This is a genomic window from Sulfurimonas sp., from assembly GCF_050296975.1.
Lineage (GTDB): Bacteria > Campylobacterota > Campylobacteria > Campylobacterales > Sulfurimonadaceae > Sulfurimonas.
In genome coordinates, this window is the sequence record NZ_JBNKRX010000008.1 from 59,044 (window position 1) to 80,871 (window position 21,828).

Annotated in this window: 19 protein-coding genes and 2 tRNA genes; 19 read left to right on the forward strand and 2 right to left on the reverse strand. The window is 30.0% G+C overall.

The window, feature by feature from the left end; genetic code table 11:
• Nucleotides 1-68: 68 nt before the first annotated feature.
• Nucleotides 69-1,610 (forward strand): hypothetical protein, encoded by a 1,542-nt coding sequence (locus ACQY56_RS02175; RefSeq protein ID WP_428737648.1) that lies wholly within the window; start codon nt 69-71, stop codon nt 1,608-1,610.
• Between the two features lie 67 nt (nt 1,611-1,677).
• On the opposite strand, the gene ACQY56_RS02180 is transcribed toward ACQY56_RS02175, so the two are convergent.
• Nucleotides 1,678-1,752 (reverse strand) — tRNA-Gln (locus ACQY56_RS02180).
• A 22-nt stretch (nt 1,753-1,774) separates the two neighbouring features.
• Nucleotides 1,775-1,851 (reverse strand) — tRNA-Met (locus tag ACQY56_RS02185).
• 154 nt (nt 1,852-2,005) lie between these two features.
• Between ACQY56_RS02185 and ACQY56_RS02190 the strand changes: the two genes are divergently transcribed.
• Genes ACQY56_RS02190 through ACQY56_RS02275 form a run of 18 tightly spaced genes read left to right on the forward strand, consistent with a single transcriptional unit; the run spans nt 2,006 to nt 21,828 of the window.
• Entirely contained in the window at nt 2,006-3,034 is a 1,029-nt protein-coding gene (locus ACQY56_RS02190; RefSeq protein ID WP_428737647.1) for a bifunctional 3,4-dihydroxy-2-butanone 4-phosphate synthase/GTP cyclohydrolase II, read from the forward strand.
• A gap of 13 nt (nt 3,035-3,047) precedes the next feature.
• Complete coding sequence (gene galE, locus ACQY56_RS02195) at nt 3,048-4,082, forward strand: UDP-glucose 4-epimerase GalE (protein WP_428737646.1); 1,035 nt, start codon at nt 3,048-3,050, stop codon at nt 4,080-4,082.
• Entirely contained in the window at nt 4,083-5,252 is a 1,170-nt protein-coding gene (locus ACQY56_RS02200; protein WP_428737645.1) for a nucleotide sugar dehydrogenase, read from the forward strand.
• Nucleotides 5,253-5,260: 8 nt separating this feature from the next.
• Complete coding sequence (locus ACQY56_RS02205; RefSeq protein WP_428737644.1) at nt 5,261-6,385, forward strand: glycosyltransferase family 4 protein; 1,125 nt, start codon at nt 5,261-5,263, stop codon at nt 6,383-6,385.
• A gap of 3 nt (nt 6,386-6,388) precedes the next feature.
• Nucleotides 6,389-7,630, forward strand: coding sequence for a hypothetical protein (locus tag ACQY56_RS02210; protein WP_428737643.1), 1,242 nt, complete (start codon nt 6,389-6,391; stop codon nt 7,628-7,630).
• On the forward strand, nt 7,627-8,574 hold the full coding sequence (locus ACQY56_RS02215; RefSeq protein WP_428737642.1) for an acyltransferase family protein: 948 nt from the start codon (nt 7,627-7,629) through the stop codon (nt 8,572-8,574). The genes ACQY56_RS02210 and ACQY56_RS02215 overlap by 4 nt, the downstream gene beginning before the upstream one ends.
• The gene (asnB, locus tag ACQY56_RS02220) at nt 8,562-10,196 is read left to right on the forward strand and encodes an asparagine synthase (glutamine-hydrolyzing) (protein WP_428737641.1); all 1,635 of its coding nucleotides are present in this window, start codon (nt 8,562-8,564) and stop codon (nt 10,194-10,196) included. Before ACQY56_RS02215 ends, asnB begins: the two co-directional genes overlap by 13 nt.
• Nucleotides 10,180-11,310: a glycosyltransferase family 4 protein gene (locus ACQY56_RS02225; RefSeq protein WP_428737640.1), complete on the forward strand. Its 1,131-nt coding sequence runs from the start codon at nt 10,180-10,182 to the stop codon at nt 11,308-11,310. Before asnB ends, ACQY56_RS02225 begins: the two co-directional genes overlap by 17 nt.
• The gene (locus tag ACQY56_RS02230) at nt 11,303-11,974 is read left to right on the forward strand and encodes a sulfotransferase family 2 domain-containing protein (protein ID WP_428737639.1); all 672 of its coding nucleotides are present in this window, start codon (nt 11,303-11,305) and stop codon (nt 11,972-11,974) included. Before ACQY56_RS02225 ends, ACQY56_RS02230 begins: the two co-directional genes overlap by 8 nt.
• A complete protein-coding gene (locus ACQY56_RS02235) occupies nt 11,971-13,038 on the forward strand; it encodes a glycosyltransferase (RefSeq protein ID WP_428737638.1) in 1,068 nt (355 codons plus the stop codon). Before ACQY56_RS02230 ends, ACQY56_RS02235 begins: the two co-directional genes overlap by 4 nt.
• Nucleotides 13,035-14,147: a glycosyltransferase family 4 protein gene (locus ACQY56_RS02240; RefSeq protein WP_428737637.1), complete on the forward strand. Its 1,113-nt coding sequence runs from the start codon at nt 13,035-13,037 to the stop codon at nt 14,145-14,147. Before ACQY56_RS02235 ends, ACQY56_RS02240 begins: the two co-directional genes overlap by 4 nt.
• A gap of 2 nt (nt 14,148-14,149) precedes the next feature.
• Nucleotides 14,150-15,010, forward strand: coding sequence for an NAD-dependent epimerase/dehydratase family protein (locus ACQY56_RS02245; protein ID WP_428737636.1), 861 nt, complete (start codon nt 14,150-14,152; stop codon nt 15,008-15,010).
• The gene (locus ACQY56_RS02250; RefSeq protein ID WP_428737635.1) at nt 15,007-15,969 is read left to right on the forward strand and encodes an MraY family glycosyltransferase; all 963 of its coding nucleotides are present in this window, start codon (nt 15,007-15,009) and stop codon (nt 15,967-15,969) included. Before ACQY56_RS02245 ends, ACQY56_RS02250 begins: the two co-directional genes overlap by 4 nt.
• A 21-nt stretch (nt 15,970-15,990) precedes the next feature.
• Nucleotides 15,991-17,724: a polysaccharide biosynthesis protein gene (locus ACQY56_RS02255; RefSeq protein WP_428737634.1), complete on the forward strand. Its 1,734-nt coding sequence runs from the start codon at nt 15,991-15,993 to the stop codon at nt 17,722-17,724.
• Complete coding sequence (locus ACQY56_RS02260; RefSeq protein ID WP_428737633.1) at nt 17,721-18,428, forward strand: DUF695 domain-containing protein; 708 nt, start codon at nt 17,721-17,723, stop codon at nt 18,426-18,428. The genes ACQY56_RS02255 and ACQY56_RS02260 overlap by 4 nt, the downstream gene beginning before the upstream one ends.
• The gene (locus ACQY56_RS02265; protein WP_428737632.1) at nt 18,421-20,259 is read left to right on the forward strand and encodes an MFS transporter; all 1,839 of its coding nucleotides are present in this window, start codon (nt 18,421-18,423) and stop codon (nt 20,257-20,259) included. Before ACQY56_RS02260 ends, ACQY56_RS02265 begins: the two co-directional genes overlap by 8 nt.
• Nucleotides 20,246-20,617 carry a diacylglycerol kinase gene (locus ACQY56_RS02270; RefSeq protein ID WP_428743707.1) on the forward strand — a complete coding sequence of 124 codons (372 nt, stop codon included), beginning with the start codon at nt 20,246-20,248 and terminating at the stop codon, nt 20,615-20,617. Before ACQY56_RS02265 ends, ACQY56_RS02270 begins: the two co-directional genes overlap by 14 nt.
• A gap of 26 nt (nt 20,618-20,643) precedes the next feature.
• Nucleotides 20,644-21,828 carry a saccharopine dehydrogenase family protein gene (locus ACQY56_RS02275; protein WP_428737630.1) on the forward strand — a complete coding sequence of 395 codons (1,185 nt, stop codon included), beginning with the start codon at nt 20,644-20,646 and terminating at the stop codon, nt 21,826-21,828.

Sequence of the window (21,828 nt, forward strand, 5' to 3'; positions counted from 1 at the left end):
GTGATCACAAATTTATAAATTCTCTGAAAAAATAAAATAATTTTTTTCTCAATTCTTATAATCTATACATGAGCATAAGAAGACAAATACTAAAAATAGCCAATCAGCACAATGTTTCAGTAGAGCAAAAAACTATCTACCTGCTAAATAAATTTATAAATGAACTTGACCTTGAACCTGCAAAAGCACACAATTTTATAGATATGGTCCAAAAGATAAAAAACAGCTATACAAATAAAAGCTACAAGAGTGAAATGTTTTTCATAAAGAACATTGCTCATACAGTCAATACACAAACTAATGAGAATCTATTTGATTTTAAAACACTGAACTTAGCAAAGAACTTTAAAAGCAAAATCACCGAGCAGTCACTTTATAACTATAAAAAGGCTGTAAATGTCTATTCAACCGATAGTGAAATCATTGCAGCATCAAATAATTTGGAAATGCACCACCACAAAGGAAATACTCGCTTTATAGAAGAAATGGACTCAAAGTATTCTTTTAAAAAACTGGCAAAGGTAAAATATATCGATAACAAAAACAAAGAGAAAACACCTGTAATGCTTACTTTAACAGTTGATAACACCTACAGAAAATATGTTAAACAAGATAAAAGTGTAGATATCGTCCTTGGAGAATTTACCAATCTGCTGGAAATCAATAAAAACGCTAACTTGGAAGAGTTCATTGAAAACTCCTATGAAGAACTAAATACGACATTCAGGGCTTTCTACCATTATATGAAAACACTAAACAGAAGAAGCAAAGAAAAAGAGAAACTTGACTTCATTATGATATTTGAACCTCATAAATCATTGACACTGCATCTGCACGTGCTTTTTTACTGTAATGAAGTCCATCTTCAAAACCTTTACAGGGCTTGGGACAACTACTTGAAAGATTTATCGCCAGATCAAGTAAAAGGACAAGATTTAAAAGTGATTGACAGAGAAAAAGCAACAGGAGCAACTTACCTTTCAAAATACCTGATTAAAGAGTACAACACTGATACAAAAGAAAGCTCATTTTTTATGCAATTTAAAAGATATTTTTCAAAGTTCAAACTATTCAGGACTTCTAATTTTTATCATACTACACAAGCAAAGATAGATAAAATGTATAGTCATCTATGTGCCAACTACCCTGATATACTTGAAAAAATAAGATTTTCAGAAGTGCCTATCTATGAAGTATTGGAGAGAATGGAGATAGAGGGTCTTTTTATTTTTGAAAAAGAGAATGTAGAATCATTGACATTTGACAGAAAGGCGATTCAAGCATTTTATAAAGCATATGCCCATACTCATAAAGACTCACAAATTAAACAACAGATCAAAGATAATATTGAACACTTTGCTAAACCAACTACTCATACAAGAATCAAAGAAGCAAAGTTTATATTCGACCGTGAGATACTGAATGGTGTTTTTGAGAGTTATCAGGTTGAAAAGGTAGAATTAAAACCTGAAGAAAATGCAATGGAAGTTTTTTATACAAGCAATATGTATCGAACTAAAATTTATGAATTAAATCAGGCTATTGCTATTGCTAATGATATTGCTTTAAGTACTCTTAAATATAATGATGAAATTTCTGAAGTTGTATAAATGTTGTATATCTGTTGTATATTTTAGAGTTTGTTTTAAGTAAAGTGCTTATTTTAGGGAAAAAAGGTGGATGGGGTAGAGGGATTCGAACCCCCGAATATCGGTACCAAAAACCGAGGCCTTACCGCTTGGCGATACCCCAATATGAGAGTAAAAAACTTATTTGGTTGCGGAAACTGGATTTGAACCAGTGACCTTCGGGTTATGAGCCCGACGAGCTACCGAACTGCTCTATTCCGCGGTGTTTTCACAGGCACTAGGTGTTTGTGAGCCGAAATTATAGACAATTTTTTTACCTATGTCAAGGATTTAAAGATAAAATTGTCAAATTTCTTTTTGAGCTACTCTTAATGATTTTTTCTATATAATGTACACAATAAAATTAAAGAGAAATTATGACACCTATTCAAAGAGTTTTAAAAGCTATAGAAGAGATAAAAAAAGGAAATATGGTCATCATGTGTGATGACGAAGATAGAGAAAATGAAGGGGATTTAGTATATGCTGCTGCATTTTCTACACCTGAACATGTTAATTTTATGGCTACACATGCACGTGGGCTCATTTGTGTTGCAGTGTCAAAACAGATTGCAAATAGACTTGAATTAAATCCGATGGTAAGTGCAAACACATCTTCATACGAAACTGCATTTACAGTTTCAGTGGATGCTGTTACTGCAACAACTGGAATCTCAGCAAAAGAGCGGGATGACACGATTAAAATTCTTGCAAATCCAATTTCAAAAAGTGAAGAGTTAGTTCGTCCAGGACACATTTTTCCATTAATAGCAAAAGAGGGCGGTACACTTGTGCGAACTGGGCACACAGAGGGGTCAGTTGATCTGTGCCGTTTAGCAGGGCTTAATGAAGCAGGTGTAATTTGTGAGATTATAAAAGAGAATGGAGAGATGGCAAGACGTGATGATCTTGATATTTTTGCAAAAGAACATAATTTACATACGGTGTTTATTTCTGATATCGTTGAGTATCGTTTAGCAAATGAATCACTTGTAAAAGAGTTAGATGTAGAAGATACTGAATTTTTTGGAGTAAAAGTAAAACGTCATACATTTGCCGATCATGATGGGATAACACATACCGCAATTGCTTTTTACACACCAAAAGAACTTGCAAATGTACGCGTTCATAATGTTATATCAGATTGTGATTTACTTTTAAATCAAGAAAAATACAACCATCTTATAAAGTCGATAGAGTATTTAAAGCAAAATAGTGGACTTTTGGTATTTATAAATAAAACACATCATCAAGATAATTCAATACCAAAAGAGTTTGGTATTGGTGCGCAAATCATAAAACATTTTGGTATCTCAAAAATGAACCTAATTAGTTCTATGAAACACACAGACTTTATAGGTCTTGGTGGATTTGGGCTTGAAATTAACGAAATGATTTCAATTTAAAGAGTTTGAAGGTATGAAAAGTGTCCTAGTAACAGGTGGAACAGGTTATATAGGTAGTCATACTCTTGTAGAGCTTGATAAAGCTGGATACAGTTTTGTAGTATATGACAATTTTTCAAACTCATCAAAAGAAGCGATAAAAAGGGTTGAAAAAATTATTTCTAAAAATATTTTCTTAGTAGAAGGAGATATAAGAGATACTAAAAAACTTTCAGAAGTATTTGAAAATCATAAGATAGAGTGTGTTATCCATTTTGCAGGATTAAAAGCTGTTGGAGAGTCTGTTGAAGAACCGTTGAAATATTATGATAATAATGTTGTGGGTACATTACGACTTCTTGAAGTGATGAAAGAGTTTAATTGTAAAAAAATTGTTTTTAGTTCATCTGCAACAGTGTATGGTGATCCACATACAACACCAATAAAAGAAAACTTTCCAATTGGCACTACAACTAATCCTTATGGAACTTCTAAATACATAATTGAGAGAATTTTAGAAGATATTTACATCTCTGATAACTCATTTAATGTGGTGTTACTTAGATATTTTAATCCTGTTGGTGCACATGAGAGTGGATTGATAGGTGAAAATCCAAATGGAATACCTAATAATCTAATGCCTTATATCTCTCAAGTTGCAATGGGTAAACGAGCGTTTTTAAATATATTTGGCGGAGATTATGATACCCATGATGGAACTGGAGTAAGAGATTATATCCATGTAGTTGATTTAGCAAATGCTCATGTAAAAGCGATAGAATACATTGCTGGTATAAAGAACGAAAAACCGCTTATAGTGAATCTTGGAACAGGGAAAGGATACTCTGTTTTAGATATAGTAAAAACTTTTGAAGAAGTTTCTTCTCAAAAGATTCCATATAAAATAGTCGCAAGACGAGCAGGAGACATCGCAAAATGTTTTGCTGATCCAGGTTATGCAAAAGAGATTTTGCAATGGGAAGCTACTAAAACATTAGAAGATATGTGTATAGATAGTTGGAGATGGCAAAGTAACAATCCTGATGGGTATAAAGAGGATGAGAATTAGATGAAAATAGCGATAGCAGGAACAGGCTATGTAGGTTTAAGTAATGGTCTTTTACTCGCACAAAACAATGAAGTAGTAGCACTTGATATTATTCCAGAAAAAGTACAGATGCTTAACAATAAACAATCACCTATTGAAGATAAAGAAATACAAGAGTATCTGCTTCGTAACGATTTAAACTTCTTAGCAACACTTGATAAAGAGTTGGCGTATAAAGATGCTGAGTATATAATAATAGCTACACCAACAGATTATGATCCAGATACAAATTATTTTAATACTAAATCGATTGAATATGTAATTTCTGATGTATTAGCAATCAATCCAGATGCAATAATGGTGATTAAATCAACTATTCCTGTTGGGTATACAAAAGAGTTAAATGAAGAATTTGGAACAAGCAACATTATTTTTTCTCCAGAGTTTCTTAGAGAAGGGAAAGCTCTTTATGATAATCTTTACCCATCTCGTATAATTGTTGGGGAAAAATCAAAAAGAGCAGAAGTATTTGCAAACCTTTTAGCTGAAGGTGCTTTAAAAGAAAATATAGATATTCTTTTTACTGATTCTACTGAAGCTGAGGCAATTAAACTTTTTGCAAATACTTATCTTGCTATGAGAGTAGCTTACTTCAATGAATTAGACTCGTATGCAGAATCACATGGTCTTAACACTGAGCAAATTATTAAAGGTGTAGGACTTGATCCTAGAATTGGCTCACACTATAATAACCCTAGTTTTGGATATGGTGGATATTGTTTGCCAAAAGATACAAAGCAATTATTGGCAAATTATCAAGATGTTCCAAGTAATATGATTGAGGCAATTGTCAAAGCAAATAGTACACGTAAAGATTTTATCGCTGAGAGTATTTTGAAAAAAGACCCCAAAGTTGTAGGAATTTATAGACTTGTGATGAAAAGTGGCTCGGATAATTTTAGAAGTTCAGCTATACAAGGTATAATGAAAAGAGTTAAGGCAAAAGGGATAGAAGTTATTGTCTATGAACCTGTACTTCAAGATGAAGAGTTTTTCCATTCTCGTGTAATTAAAAATTTAGATGAATTTAAAAAAATCTCTGATGTGATAGTAGTGAATAGGATGGAAGATATTTTAAGAGATGTTGCAGATAAAATATATACTCGTGATATTTTTCATAATGATAGTTAAGGTTAGTAATGAAAAATATTTATTTTAATATACGAGCAAACTCGCGAGAGAGGATGTGGGATACTCCTAAGAATGCACATCCTGTATGCAATGTTCTTCTTCCAAAAGGTATAGAACAACAAAGTTCTATTAAAACTTATAACAATACATCATCTTTTATTTCCAAACTTAAACTTGAAGTTTCTAAAAAATTGATCAACCAACAAAAGGTAGACAATCAAATAGCATTACAAGCAGATTGTCTCTATATGTGGGGTGCTTTTCCAAAAGATGATAAAAAACCTTTTATATTAGAGTTGGATAACCCTTACACTCCAGCATATTATCATATCGATAATTTTAAACGTAATAAGCAAAAAATAAAAGACAAGCTTTTAAAAGCGCAAAAAATTACTTTTATGTCAAATACTTGTAAAAACCATGCGATAGAACTTTATGGAAAAGAGATAGAAAAGAAAAGTTTTTTGAATTATCCTTATATGTCTGATAATATAATAAAAAGAAAAGTAAAAGAAGATGACATAATAGATTTTGTTTTTGTTGGTTTTGACTACCGTCGAAAAGGTGGTTCAGAACTTTTAAAGGCTTTTTCAAAAGTAAGTGCCAAAAATATTCGTCTGACTTTTATATCAAATATAGAAGATAATATTATACATGAGTATGAAGATGACACAAGAATTATTTTTCTTCCACCTCAATCAAGAGAGACGCTATTTGATGAAATTTATCCCAAAAGTGATGTATTGATTCTACCATCCCTACATGAATCTTTTGGAGTTGTTCTTTTGGAAGCACTTTCTTTTGGTTTAGGACTGATTTGTATTGATACATATGCAACATCTGAGATTGTTGAAAACAATTTTAATGGTAAGTTATTACATCATCCTATATTAAAACCAACATTATTAAATGGTGAAAAAGTTATCAATTGTGTAGATATAAGAATAAAAGATTTTTCAAAACAATATTTAGAAAATGATCAGTTTTATTATGGCATGTATAAGGAATTAATAAACTCCATTGAAGAAGCAATAGTAAACTTTAAATCTTGGCAGGAAAATAGTGTAAAACTTTTTCACAAAAGGTTTGCTCCAGATATATGGCTAGAAAATTTTGAGAATATTATAAAATAGAAGATGTTGAAAAGTTTGTCAGAGCATAAAAAATATGTATTGTTTAGTTATCTTTCCATTGGAAGTAACATCATTACTGGGCTTATACTATTTCCTCTGATTATAAAAAATATTGGCTTTGATGCTTTAGGAATTTTTGGAATTATTTTTAGTGCTAAGTCTATAATAGACATAGGTATAGGATGGTTAAGTGGAAGTATGACAAAAAATCTCATCCACTATAAATATTTAAAATATGATATATTTACTAGTTCCATTATTATAAATGTATTGTATGGAATATTTGCTTTTTGTGTAATATATCTTTTTGGGTTTTTAGTGCATAATGAGTATTTACAGAGTTTTTTTTATTTTGGCTTATTTAGTGTTTTAAGTTTTGCATTAGTTCCTTTTTATGAATATTTAAGAGCTATGTTGAAACAGTATCAAGTTGCTTTTTTTAGATTTTTGCAACAGTTTTTATTTATGGTGCTAGCACTTTCTTCATTTGTAATATTTAAGAATAATTCACTCGATATTATTTTTTTAATGCTTTTAATAAGTACTATATTTACATCCATTTGTGTAGGTGTTTATTATTTTTATCATATAACTCTTCATATTTCATTTAAACATATAAGTAAAAAATTATTTTATAAACTATTGTATAAAGATGGGGTATTATATTTTTTACAAGGTATGAGTACAATTTTACTTTTTCAATTAGATATATTGTTAATTGATCTTTTGTATGGAAGTGAACAAGTAGCACTTTATTTGTTAGTTTGGAAAATTCCAAATACACTTATCATGCTTGGATGGAGATTGAGTGAGCCTTACCAAGCGATAATTGCTAAAGAGATACAAATAGATAAAAAAAATATTTCTACGCGTTATTTTCTTTTTGAAAAAAAATTATTCATCTTAAGTATATTTGTCTTTTTTGCTTACGTACTAACAGGTGAGTGGTTTATGCAATTATGGTTAGGTGTACAAAATACTCCTAATATAAATTATATGTACCTTTTTCCTGCATTAGCTGTCGTTTTCTCAACTATGCAACGTTTTTATATTTCTGCAAATTATTTTACTTTTGGTCTGAACAAAGTTGTTTTAGCACAATTTTTTGAACTTTTATTAAAAACAATATTCATAGTGTTTTTATTCGATTGCTTTGGAGTTTTAGCCCCTATTATAGGGTGGTTATGTGCATATTGTTTTACTTTATTTATATATCGAAAAAATGCTCAAAAGGTGTTTATATGATATACAATTCTATTCAATATTTAAGAGGAATATCTGCTATAGCAGTAGTCTTTTTTCATTTATTTCATACGACTGGACAGCAAGGAGTAGCTATATTTTTTGTAATAAGTGGCTTTATTATGATTGATATAATGAATAAAAAGCATAGAGATGCAAAAGAGTTTTTTAAAGCAAGGTTTATTCGTGTTGCACCAATTTATTATATGCTAACACTTTTGACATTAGGACTAGGAATCGCTTATGACCCTACTTGGTTAAGAATTATACAAAGTTTCACTTTTACTGCTCTTGGGTCTCTTTTACCTGTTGGTTGGACATTGACGTTTGAATTTATATTTTACACTGTGGTAACACTCTCAATAGCTTTTATAAATAATTATAGACTTAGAATATTTATGATTGTATTCTTTTTAGTGGTCGGAGATACTGCATTAAACTATCTATTAAGTATAAAAAATTATGAATATGGAAACTATTTTTGGTTTTTTATTGCAGGTATACTTGTCTATGAAATTTATCAAAAGCAAAAGAAGATTTTTGAAGTTTTAACACAAAAATATTTATTATATATTTTACTCATATTTTCTTTTGTATATTTATTTTGTGGAGTATTTTTTATTCCACACTATGATATAAGTGTCAATAATTATATTGTCAATAATTTAGTACCTTCATTTTTTATAGTCTTAAGTGTATTATTAATTGAGTCAAAGTACCATACTTTAAATAATACATTTATGATTCTTTTAGGTAATGCCTCATATTCAATATATTTAACACATTTTATTGTTATACATTCATTTGAAAAATATATTTCATTAGAAATTTCTCCATGGATATTATTTGTTTTATCAATTTTAATAGGATGTTGTTTTTATAAATTAATTGAAAAACCATTTTTAGAATATTTAAAATCATTAGGAAAAGTTAGATGTGTGGGATAGTTGGAATTTGGTCAAATAATAGTATTGACCAACAAGAAAGATATGTAGATTTAATTTTGCAAAAACAATATCATAGAGGACCTGATAACAGTTCAAAGTATTCAATAGATACAATTACATTAGGTCATAACAGGCTCGCTATTATTGATCTTAATGAAATGGCAAATCAACCTTTTATATCAAATTGCGGAAGATATTCTATAGTATTTAATGGAGAGATTTATAACTATCTTGAATTGAAAAGTACACTGAAATATGACTTTAAAACCCATAGTGATACTGAAGTTTTATTAGCTAGTTATATAGAATACGGGGAAAAGTGTATTGAAAAGTTTAATGGTATGTTTTCATTCGCAATCTACGATCAAAAAGAACAAATGCTATTTTGTGCAAGGGATAGGATAGGGAAAAAACCGTTTGTGTATAGTGAACATGAAAGAGGTTTTTATTTTGCATCTGAATTAGAAGCATTATTTAGTATAGGGATATTTGATAATAGACCAGATGAAATAGCAATAGCATATAGTTTTTTAAGAAATTTTAAACATATTCCTGAACCATATACTCGATACAAAAGTATAAGACGATTAGAACCTGCCCATGCAATGATAATAAAAAATCAAAAAATAATAAAAAAATGGTGTTATTGGGCACCAGCTATGTCTTATGATGAGAGCATTACAAAAGAGGATGTTTACAATATTATCGATGATGCTGTAAAGTTGAGAGAAAGAGCAGATGTTGAGATAGCGACTCTTTTAAGTGGAGGCGTTGATAGTTCAATTATTACTGGATTGATGGTTAAACATGGACTGAAACCAAAAGCATTTTCTCTAAGAGCTGATGATGAAGAATTGGGTCGTGCGAAAAAGGTTGCACAGTTATTTAATGTACCTTTGAAGGTTTTTGAGTATGATAAAAAAAGACAAGAAGAACTTTATCAAAAAATGATAGCAATTTATGGTGAGGAGGTAAGACTTTTACCTCTAACACATGCAGCGAGACTTTATGAACAAATTTCAAAAGAGAATATTAAAGTAGTTATGAGTGGAATAGGAGCTGATGAGATATTTTATGGATATGATGGTGCAAATAAACAACTTCTTTTTTCAGATATGGTAAAAATGATTGAATTTTTGCCAAATGTACTTTTGAAAACTTTTGAAAAAGTTTTTAGTTTTCGATCAGATTTAAAGCTTATGTTTGAATTAGCACAAAAAGAAAACTTCAGACGAAAAGGGTATCTTTATGCAAAAGAAGCTAAAGAAAAAGGCTATAACGATTTTGATTATAGTACTTTGATAGACTTTTGGGCAAATAAAATTCAAACTAACCATTACATAGATAGTTCAAATTGGATTGGACTGATGAGTGAAAACGCGCATTCCATAACTATTAGTACAGATATTCCACCTATGATGTACTCTATTGAAGCAAGAGCCCCATTCTTAGATCATCGAGTTATAGAGATGGCATTTAAGATTGATGCACATAAAAAAATAGCTAAAAAAGATGGATGGGCAAATAACAAGTTGATTTTAAAACAGGCATTTGAAGGGTTACTACCAAGTGAAATTCTTTATGCGAATAAGAAAGGTTTTGGATATGGAATTAAAAAATAAAAAACTACTTTTTATACATCCAGCTATAAGATCTTATAGAAAAGGTTTATTTGCAAAGTTAGCAGAAACTTTTACTATTGAGTATATTTTTACAAAGGTTTTAAAAGAGGGAACTTTTAATTTTAATGATGTGCAAAAGTCACTAAAAGAAATATCTATAAAATACAAACAATTAAATGAAGTTAAATCTATTCCATTTGATAATTTTTCTTTTGGATTATTTTTACTACCCTTTAAAAAATTTGACATAGCAATTTTATCAAGTTGTGTTTCAATACCATTTTTATTTTTAACGCCTTTGTTTAAATTGTTTGGAAAAAAAGTTGTTTTATTTGAAGAGATGTGGCGATATCCTTATGAAGTGAAAAAATATAAATTTATTTTGCCAATTGTTCGAATATATTTAAAGTACTTTGTTGATGTTTATGTTGTTACTGGTTCACAAGTAAAAAAAATGCTAGTAGAGTACTTTCATATCAATCAAGAAAAGATATATATTGCTTACAATACTACTCAAATAACTGATATAAATGATAATGTGAATTATTTAGGTGATGATTCTAAATATAAAATATTGTATTTGGGGAGAATTGTTAAATATAAAGGACTAGATATTTTGATTGAAGCAATGAAAGGGATTGATAACTGTGAATTGCATATAGTAGGAGATGGTGTATTTTTAGAAGAATGTCAAGAAAAAGCAAAACAATATCTAAAAAGTGGTAGCTATTTTTTTTATGGAGTAATGAATCATGAAGAATCTCTAGGTATGATGAAACAATGTGATGTTTTTGTTTTACCAACTAGATTTAATTTAAGCTCAAATGTTCAGATTGAAAGTTGGGGATTTGTTGTTAATGAAGCTATGTTATTATCAAAACCAATTATTTCAACGAAAGCTGTTGGGAGTGCTTATGATTTGCTAGATGATACATGTGGAAAATTTATTGAACCAGAAAATGTGGAAGAATTGACAAATGCAATAATATCTATTTTAGATGAAAACATTGATAATACCTTAGGAAAAAATAGTTTTGAACGTGTTAATAAGATATGTTCACATGAACAAAATGTAGAAGTATTTGTAAAAGCTATTGAGAGTTTATATGAGTGAAAAATTAAAAAATTTTATATATAAAAATATTTATCAAAATATCCTTTCAAATAATATGTATGAAATAATAGAACTTAAAAGAAAACGAAAATATTATAAAAATAAAATTATTTTTATTCATGTTCCAAAAGCAGCAGGAACATCTATTTCGTATTCTGTATATAGTAGAACATTGGGACATTTTAAAGCTCGATTATTGAAAAAAGTTTTGGGTGATTTATTTGATAAATCTTTTAAATTTTCTGTAGTTAGAAATCCTTATAACAGAGTTAGATCAGCATATAAATTTGTCAAACAAAATGGTACAGGAATTATGGGGATTAGAAATAAAAAAGTTTATTCATCATACAAGTTTGATACTTTTGAAAGTTTTGTGAAACTTTGGTTAAAAGAGACAGATATTACAAAAGAGGACTATGTATTTCAACCGCAATATTTATTTACACATGATGAAAATAAAAATATATTACTAGATAAAGTTTGGAAATTAGAAGAGTTTGAAAAGTTTACCAGAGAAATCATTCATTATATTGACATCGAACAAATTTATCATCTTAACGAATCTTCAAAAGATAAAAAAGAATATGTATGGCCAGAAGAGTTAAGAGAGATAGTTTATGAAAAATATAAAGATGATTTTTTATTATTTGGTTATGAAAAATGAAAAAAATTTCTATATTAGAGTTAGTAACTGGGCTTGGTATGGGAGGAGCAGAAAAGGTTGTTTATGATCTTTCTAGAACACTCAATAAAAATGATTATGATCTTTATGTTATTGGTTTATCTAAAAGAGATGAGTTATTAGAATCGTTTGTTAAAAGTGGCATAAAAACAGAAATTTTATATAAAGACAATTCTTTAAAAGATTTTTTTAGTATGTTGTTTTTTTTTAATAGATTTATCAAAACACATAAAGTTGATATTATACATGCACATATGGTACATTCCCTTATTGTAAGTTCTATTTTAAAGATATTTCATCCTAAATTAAAGATTATTTTTACTTCACATAATGTTGTTATTGGTTCAAAATACATGGAGCTTTTGATTTATCTTTTAAAGCCACTTCGTAATATGGATATTGTTTTTTCAAAGGAGATCATAAAATATTTTTACAAATCAAACTATAAATTAATTCCAAATGGTATAGATTTAAAAAAATTTTATCCGCATGGTGAGAAGGAAAGTGAATTTACATTTATTAGTGTAGGGCGTTTAGAAGATGTGAAAAATCACAAGTTTATTATTGAAATAGCAAAACAACTAGTTGGAGAATATAATTTTCAAATTCAGATCGTAGGAAATGGTTATTTATTTAATGATTTAAATAATCTAATTCAGAAGTATAATTTAAAGAATGTTGTAAAACTTTTAGGAACCAGAGATGATATTCCAGAATTGTTATCAAAAGCACATTGTTTGATTATGCCCTCACTTTGGGAAGGATTACCAATAGCAATTTTAGAAGCTGGTGCATCACAAATACCTATAGTTGCAACAAATGTTGGTAGTATACCAAGTCTACTTAACACTCAAAATTCATATGTATGTGATATAAAAGATTTTCAAGCAAATATGATTCAAGTTTTAGAAAATTATGAAATGGCAAAAAATAAGTCACAAATATTATATGAAAAAATATCTCAATTTTATTCACTTGAGTCAGTTGTAAAACAGCATGATGAGATTTATAAAAGTTTTGTAAATGATTTAGAAAGATTTAGATGAAAAAAATATTATATATTATCAATGTTGATTGGTTTTTTATATCTCATTTTTTACCAATTGGGTTAGAAGGACTGCAAAGAGGATATGAAGTACATATAGCATGTGGGATAACGGATAAAAAGGAGTATTTAGAAAGTTTAGGATTTATTGTACATCCTCTACAACTCTCGCGAAGTGGTACAAGTATTAAAACTGAACTAAAAACAATGATAGAAGTATATAAAATTATCAAAGATACTCAAGCACACATTTTAGAACTTTTGACCATTAAACCTATTTTATATGGAGGAATTGCCTCTCGCTTTTTAAAGATTCCCAAAAAAGTTTTTTATATTACTGGGTTAGGATATGTTTTTATTGCAAAAGGATTCAAAGGCTTTATTATTAGAAATATTGTAAAAACTATGTATAAATTAGCAATTAGTGGAGAAAATAATTCAATAATAACTGAAAATATTTTTGATAAAGGGCTTATAGAATCTTTGAATACTGTTCAAGAGAAACAAATTACGATTATTCGGGGTGCAGGTGTAGATATTCAAAAATATAAGTTTATTCAAGAGGATACTTCAAAAGTAACTGTTGCAATGGCATGCCGTCTTTTAAAAGATAAGGGTGTTATGGAATATATACAAGCAGCAAAAAAGTTAAAACTTGATGGATTTGATGTAAGTTTTGAACTATATGGAGATGTTGACCATTTTAATCCTGCAACTCTAACAAATGATGATTTAATACAAATTAAAACTGAAGGTTTTGTAAAAGTACATGGATTTAGCTCTGACATTTCTGGAGTATTTTCAAAAGCAAATATTGTAGTCCTTCCATCATATAGAGAAGGTTTACCAAAAGTTCTTCTTGAAGCTGCAGCTTGTGGAAGAGCAATAGTCACAACAGATGTCCCCGGTTGTAGAGATGCTATAGAACCAAATGTCACTGGACTTTTATGTAAAGTTAAAGATGTTAATTCCTTAGCAGATACAATGAAACAACTTATATTAGATGATGCTTTAAGAATTCAAATGGGACAAGCAGGTAGAGATTTAGCTCAAAAAGAATTTGATATTGCTAAAGTTGTACAAAAACATTTTAAATTATATGAGAATTAAATATGCAAAAGATTTTAATTACAGGTTCAAATGGTTTTATAGGACAATATTTTATTCAAAAGTATCAAAATAAATATTCTTTTCAAACATTCAGTTTTTTACGTGATAAACTAGAACAGTTGGAGTTAAACAATATAAATACTATTTTTTATCTATCTGCATTAGTACACCAAATGTCTGGGGCAAGTGACAGAGAGTATGAAAGAGTTAATGTTACTCAAACTTTGCAGTTGGCAAAAAAAGCAAAGGAATCGGGTGTAAAACAGTTTGTTTTTATGAGTACTATAAAAGTTTATGGTGAGGAATCAGATGTTGTATATACAGAAGAGAGTGTATGTACTCCTCAAGATGAATATGGGAAAAGTAAATTAAAAGCAGAAAAGTTACTTTTAGAGATGGAAGATACAACTTTTAAAGTAACTATTGTTAGAACACCAATTGTATATGGATATGGTGTAAAAGCAAATATTCGAAACCTTATAAATTTGATAAATAAAACACCTGTTTTACCATTTGGTAGTATTAAGAATAGACGAAGTATGGTATATATTGGAAATCTTTGCCATTTAGTTGATACTGTTATACAGCAGAAATGTTCAGGAGTATATTTAGCGAGTGATAATGAAGTCATAAGTACTACACAATTAGTTCAATATATTGCTAATGCTTTAGGGAAGAGAATTTACTTAATAAAAGTACCTTTCTTTGAAAGTTTATTGAAATTTTTTAAACCATCTTTTTATAAAAGATTATATGGATCATTGGAGGTAAACAATGAAAGAACGAAACAAAAACTGTTTCTAGAAAATTTGTATACTCTTGAAGAAGGAATAAGTTTTACGATTAAAGGAGAAAATATATGATTTACATTATTTTATTTTTATTCTCCTTTTCATTGACATATTTCATAAAAAACTACGCAATCAAAAAATCACTAGTTGCTACAGTAAATGAAAGAAGTTCCCATACTGTTCCAACACCACATGGTGGTGGAATTGCAATAGCTGTGACATGGTTTGGTGGATTGTTATATCTATTTATTAACCATCAAATTGAGCAGCAACTCTTTTACGCACTTTTAGCAGGTGTATTGATCTCAATTGTGAGCTTTGTCGATGATATTTATGAGCTTAGTCCAAAGTTAAGATTAAGTGTTCAAAGTTTAGTCGCGTTAGCTGGATTATATTTTTTAGGTGGATTAGAGACTCTTACTTTTGGTATTTTTGAAATTTCAAATATTTATATTACATCTATTTTCGCTTTTTTCTTGATTCTTTGGTACATAAATCTTACAAATTTTATAGATGGGATAAATGGCTATGTTGGAAGTGAATTCGTTTTTTTAAGTCTTAGTGGTATTGTATTTTTTGGTGGAGCACATTTTATAGTTTTAGCTGTAGCAGTTCTTGGTTTTTTATTTTGGAATTACAATAGGGCAAAAATCTTTATGGGGGATGTTGGAAGTACGCTTTTAGGGTATAATATCGCTATTTTTACAATCTATTATGCCAATCAAAATAGTGAAACTTTATGGGTGTGGATTATACTTTTTTCACTCTTTTGGTTTGATGCAACACACACATTAATCAGAAGAAGATTCAATAAAGAAAAACTCTCTCAATCACATAAAAAACATGCGTATCAAAGGCTTATTCAAGCTGGATGGAGTCATTTTAAAGTGACAAATTATGCTATTGTTTTGAACCTCATAACTTTTTCACTTGTTTTCTTTTTGTCAAATATTGCTCTTAGCTTTTTTCTCACAATGGTTTTATTATTTATAACTATGAAATTTGTTGATACAAAAAAGCCTTTTGAATAATTGTTTTGGTAAAATAAGTCTATGAATTTAGATAAACGAGTACTCAATATCTTGGTAATAATTTTTTTAAGTATAGTTACCTTCACATGGACTTTTTTTATATTTCATCAACAAATAGATTGGAATATTATTTTTGTCGTTATTTTTGCAAGACTTGTGGCTTCTTTTACGATTTATAAAGATTATTCTCTATCGTGGTCAAAAGCCACACAAAAAACATTTTTACTCAAAAGTATAGTAGTAATTGCTCCATTATTTGTATATATGCCTATCTTATATGGGAAAATACGTATAGCTTTTATGCTCAGTGAAGCGATGACGTATTTGGTAGCTATCAACTTTATTATGTATACCTATTATTATTTGATAAATAAAAGTCGTATTTCAAAAACAAAAAGTTTGATTATTTATGGTGCAGGTAAAGCTGGTATAAAAATTGAAGAAGAGTTTAGGGATAGTGAGTATAAAGTTAAGTATTTTTGTGATGATAATCAAGGGCTTCAAGGACGTAGTGTAGATGGTATACCAATTGTTTCTCCAAATGATTTGGAAGGAGTAATTCAAGGAAAAAAACATGATCTTTTAGTTATAGCAATGCCAAGTGTTTCAAAAGATGTTATGCAAAAAGTATATAATCGTTTTTACAACTCTTTTATTTCTATTAAAATTCTTCCATCATTAGATAAGATGTTAAGTAATGAGGCACTGTCTACACAATTAAAAGATATATCTGTTGAAGATTTACTTGCTAGAAATCCTCAAGATCTTGATAAGCAACTTATTGAAAAATTTATCAAAGATAAAAAAGTACTTATCACTGGTGCTGGTGGAAGTATAGGAAGCGAAATTAGTAGACAATGTGCATTTTTTGGTGCAAAAGAGTTGATTTTGCTTGATCATAGTGAGTTTAATTTGTATCAAATTGCAGAGGAACTTTCACAATTTAATCCAGCTCTTGTAATGCAATCAGTTGTAAATTTAGAGCTCTTAGATGCCACATTTGAAAAATACAAGCCAGACATTGTCATCCATGCAGCGGCCTATAAACATGTGCCACTTGTAGAAGATAATATTCATGAAGCAATTGTCAACAATGTGATTGGAACGAAAAACTCTATAGATTGTGCAATTAAATACGAGGTTGAAAAGTTTGTTCTTATCTCTACAGACAAGGCAGTTCGTCCAACAAATGTTATGGGGACTACAAAGCGTATATGTGAACTTTATGCACAGAATGTTTTGGCAAATACAACAGAGATTGTATCGGTTAGGTTTGGAAATGTTCTTGGAAGTAGTGGAAGTGTCATCCCAAAATTTAAGGCTCAAATACAAAATGGTGGGCCAGTTACCGTTACGCATCCAGATATTACACGTTATTTTATGCTTATTCCTGAAGCATGTGAACTTGTACTTCAAGCTGCAAGTATTGGGCAAGGCGGGGAAATCTTCATACTTGATATGGGTAAACCTATAAAAATTGTTGATTTAGCTCAAAAAATGATTGAGCTTAGTGGTAGAGAAAATATTGTTATAGAGTTTACTGGACTTCGATCTGGTGAAAAACTCTATGAAGAACTTTTAATTAGCGATAGTGATACAAAAACAGAGTATGAGTCTATTACAGTAGCTGGAAGAACTGAGTATAATATCGAAAAATTAGTAGATGATATTGAAGAACTTTTAAGTACTGAGGAGCAGTTATCAAAACTAAAAGAGATAGTTCCAGAATTTAATCACCAAAATGGGAAAATATGACACAAAATTACTACAAACAAGAAGATGGGCAAAAAATAGCTACAGAAGTGGATTTAAATGCATATGGATATATGCAAAAATATCCATGGCTTTTTAGTGTATTTATCAAGTTTGATCTTGAAAATAAAGTACAAGAAAAATATGAAGAGTTTTTAGAAACTAAAGCATCTATTATATTAAGTATTGAGCATAATGAAGATGCGAAATATGTTGGAAGTAGGGTGCTGGATGGATGGAGTGAGCTCTATTTTTACTCTCAAGACTCTAAATCTTTAAGCAATAAAGTTACCTCAATTTTGAGTTCATTAGAATATTTATATGAGGCGAATGTAGTTAAAGATAATAAGTGGGATTTTTATAACTACAATCTTTACCCAAGTGAATTAGAACTTCATCTTATTCAGAGTCAAAATATTATTGATCAACTTGAAGAAGAGGGTGATAAACTTGAATTAGAACGTCCAGTTGAACATTACATTCACTTTGATACACCTACACAAAAAGAGCGTTATATAAATGAGTTGTCTTTAGGTGGTTTTGAGTATAAAGATGACATAGCTTCAGCAGATTTTGATAATGGCATAGCACTTGTGAAAACTCATAATGTACTTCCACAAACTTTAGAAGCACAGATCACGCTGTTATGTAAAAGTCTTGAAAAAGATCATGGATATTATGAAGGTTGGAGCACGACACTTGCCTAAATCAATTTTTGCCTTTGTAGGAATGATAAACTACATTGTAGTTGTTTTTTTAAATGCATTTACTGATCTTGGACATAAAATCATTATTCAAAACACAGTCTTTAAAATATACGATGGCTCAACACAAATCATGCTTACAGCTATTGTAAATGCACTTGTATTATTGCCTTTTGTTTTGGTATTTTCCCCATCTGGTTTTTTAGCTGATAAGTATGCAAAAAGTAAAATTATGCAACATTCAGCACTTGCAGCTGTTGTTATAACACTTCTTATTACATACGGATATTACCAAGGATGGTTTTTCTTTACTTTTTCGATGACATTCTTATTAGCCTTGCAAAGTGCTATCTATTCCCCTGCAAAATATGGCTACATCAAAGAACTTGTTGGTGAAAAATTTATAAGTGCTGGTAATGCTGCTATTCAAGCCACTACTACTGTTGCTATTTTAGGTGGAATTATTACCTATACAGTTTTATTTGAATCTTTTTATGAAAGTACTTTAACAACAGAATCAGATATATTACAAGGAATTGCACCTTTAGGATGGCTTTTAGTTATTAGTTCCATCATTGAATGGTTTTTAGCCTCAAAACTTCCAAATACAAAAACACAAGTTAGTGAAAGAAAGTTCGTTTTTAAGCGCTATATTACTGGTGCATATCTTTTGAAAAACCTCAAATCAATTACACGTAAAAAAGAGATTTTCGATGCTATTTTGGCGTTAAGTTTTTTCTGGTCAATCTCTCAAGTAGTACTGGCAATCTTTGGAGAGTATGCAAAAACTGAGATAGGGATTACAAATACGATTTTTGTTCAAGGTGTGATGGCACTTGCTGGTATAGGAATTGTTGCAGGTTCAATTTTTGCTGCAAAACTTTCAAAACACCATATTAATTTAGGACTCACTGGCATAGGTGCTATCTTTTTAACTCTCATTGTATTTATGGTCCCTTTTGTACATTCGATGGTGATTATAGCTATTATGTTCACTCTATTTGGAGTATTCTCAGCATTTTTACTTGTACCACTTAATGCAAGGATTCAATACCTCTCTTCAAATGTTCATTTAGGGATGATTCTTGCTGCTAATAATTTTGTACAAAATATTTTTATGATCTCATTTTTACTTATCACAACGATATTTGCTTATTTTGGAATGAATGCAGAAGTGTTGTTTTATTTTATGGGGTTTGTAGGTCTTTATCTTCTTTATACACTTTTTAGACATTATGCTGTAGAGATATTTTGGAGTATTGTGGGTTTTGTTTTATCTTTTGGATACCGTTTTGAATATATTGGTTTAGAAAATGTTCCAAACGATAAAGCAGTTTTACTTTTAGGAAATCATGTAAGTTGGCTTGATTGGGCTATCTTACAATTTCCTTTTAGAAGAAGAATAAACTACATGATGGATAAAGATATTTATTCCAAAAAATGGCTCAAACCTGTTATGAAAAAAGGGGAAGTGATACCACTCTCACCTAAAGCTTTTAAAGATGCCCTAAATGAAGCCTCAAAAAGATTAAAAAATAGTAAAATCGTAGCAATTTTTCCTGAGGGAGCTATAGCAAAAAGTACAAAACTTGGTAGCTTTCAAAAAGGATTTGAACTGATTGATACAAATTATGATGGTGTTATTATCCCATTTTTTATAGATGGACTTTATGGAAGTTTATTTGCAAAAAATAAAAGACCAAACCAACATAAAAAGTTCTTTTCTAGACGTGTAGTGAGAGTAAATTTTGCAACACCACTTAACAATACTTCTAAAGCAGATGAAGTACAAAAAAAAGTAAAACAGATGAAGGAAAACCATGAAGATGAATAAACCAAAACATAACCTTTTTAGAAATGGACGTTATGCACTTGAGGGGTTTGTTGATGTTGTAAAAACAGAAACCTCTTTTAAATGGCAATTACTTATGCTTTTTAGTATGGGGGTTGTCGCATGGGTATTACCGATAGAGTTTGAATACTCTGCAATTCTTTTTATCTCTTTATTTATCCCTGTGGCTTCAGAGGTGGCCAACTCTGCTATTGAGCGTGTAGTTGATCTTGTTACTGTTGATTATCATATCATGGCAAAAAAGGCAAAAGATGTAGGTGCTACACTTGTACTTCTTAGTCTTATTGTTACTGCCATGATATGGATTTTTGTGCTTTTAATCGCTTTTAAAATGGTATAATTTTATTTTTTTAGGAGAGAATTTAAATGAATACTACTTTGATTATCGGTGCTGGTGGAGTAGGAAGAGTTGTTGCACATAAATGTGCTAAAAATGCTGATGTATTTGGCAATATTATCCTTGCTAGCCGTACTAAATCTAAATGTGATGAGATAGCTAGTGAAATCAAAAACATAACTATCCAAACAGCAAGTATAGATGCTGATAATAGACAAGAACTTATAGAATTTATAAACAAAGTGGGTGCAAGTATTGTTATCAATGTTGCACTTCCTTATCAAGATTTAACCATTATGGATGCATGTATCGCAACAAATACACCATATCTTGATACTGCAAACTATGAACACCCAGATGAAGCAAAGTTTGAGTACAAACTGCAATGGGCAAGAGACGAGAAGTTTAAAGAAGCTGGGATTATGGGACTTCTTGGTTCTGGGTTTGATCCAGGTGCTACAAATGTATTTTGTGCGTATGCACAAAAACATTACTTTGATGAGATACATACTATTGACATTTTAGATTGTAATGCTGGTGACCATGGTTATCCGTTTGCTACAAACTTTAACCCTGAAATTAACCTTCGTGAAGTAAGTGCAAAAGGGCGTTACTGGGAAAATGGTAAATGGATTGAGACAGAGCCTATGGAGATTATGCAAGTTTGGGATTATCCTGAAGTTGGTCCCAAAGATTCTTATCTGCTTTACCATGAAGAGATGGAATCACTTGTGCAAAATATTAAAGGTTTAAAACGTATTCGTTTCTTTATGACATTTGGGCAAAGCTACCTTAAACATATGGAAGTGCTTCAAAATGTTGGTATGCTTGGGATCGAGCCAGTAGAACACCAAGGACAAAAAATCATCCCAATAGAATTTTTGAAAACTTTACTTCCTGATCCAGCAAGTCTAGGTCCACGAACAAAAGGTAAAACAAACATCGGTATTGTTGCTGAAGGTATCAAAGATGGTATAAAGAAAAAGATATACATTTATCAAGTCAAAGATCATGAAGAGTGCTACGCTGAAGTACTTTCTCAAGGAGTTTCTTACACTACTGGAGTTCCAGCAATGATCGGTGCAAAACTGATGTTAAAAGGAATCTGGTCAGGTCAAGGTGTGTTCAATATGGAACAACTAGACCCAGACCCATTTATGGAAGAGATGAACTCTCAAGGTCTGCCTTGGAAAGTAAAAGAGTTAGAGGTTTAA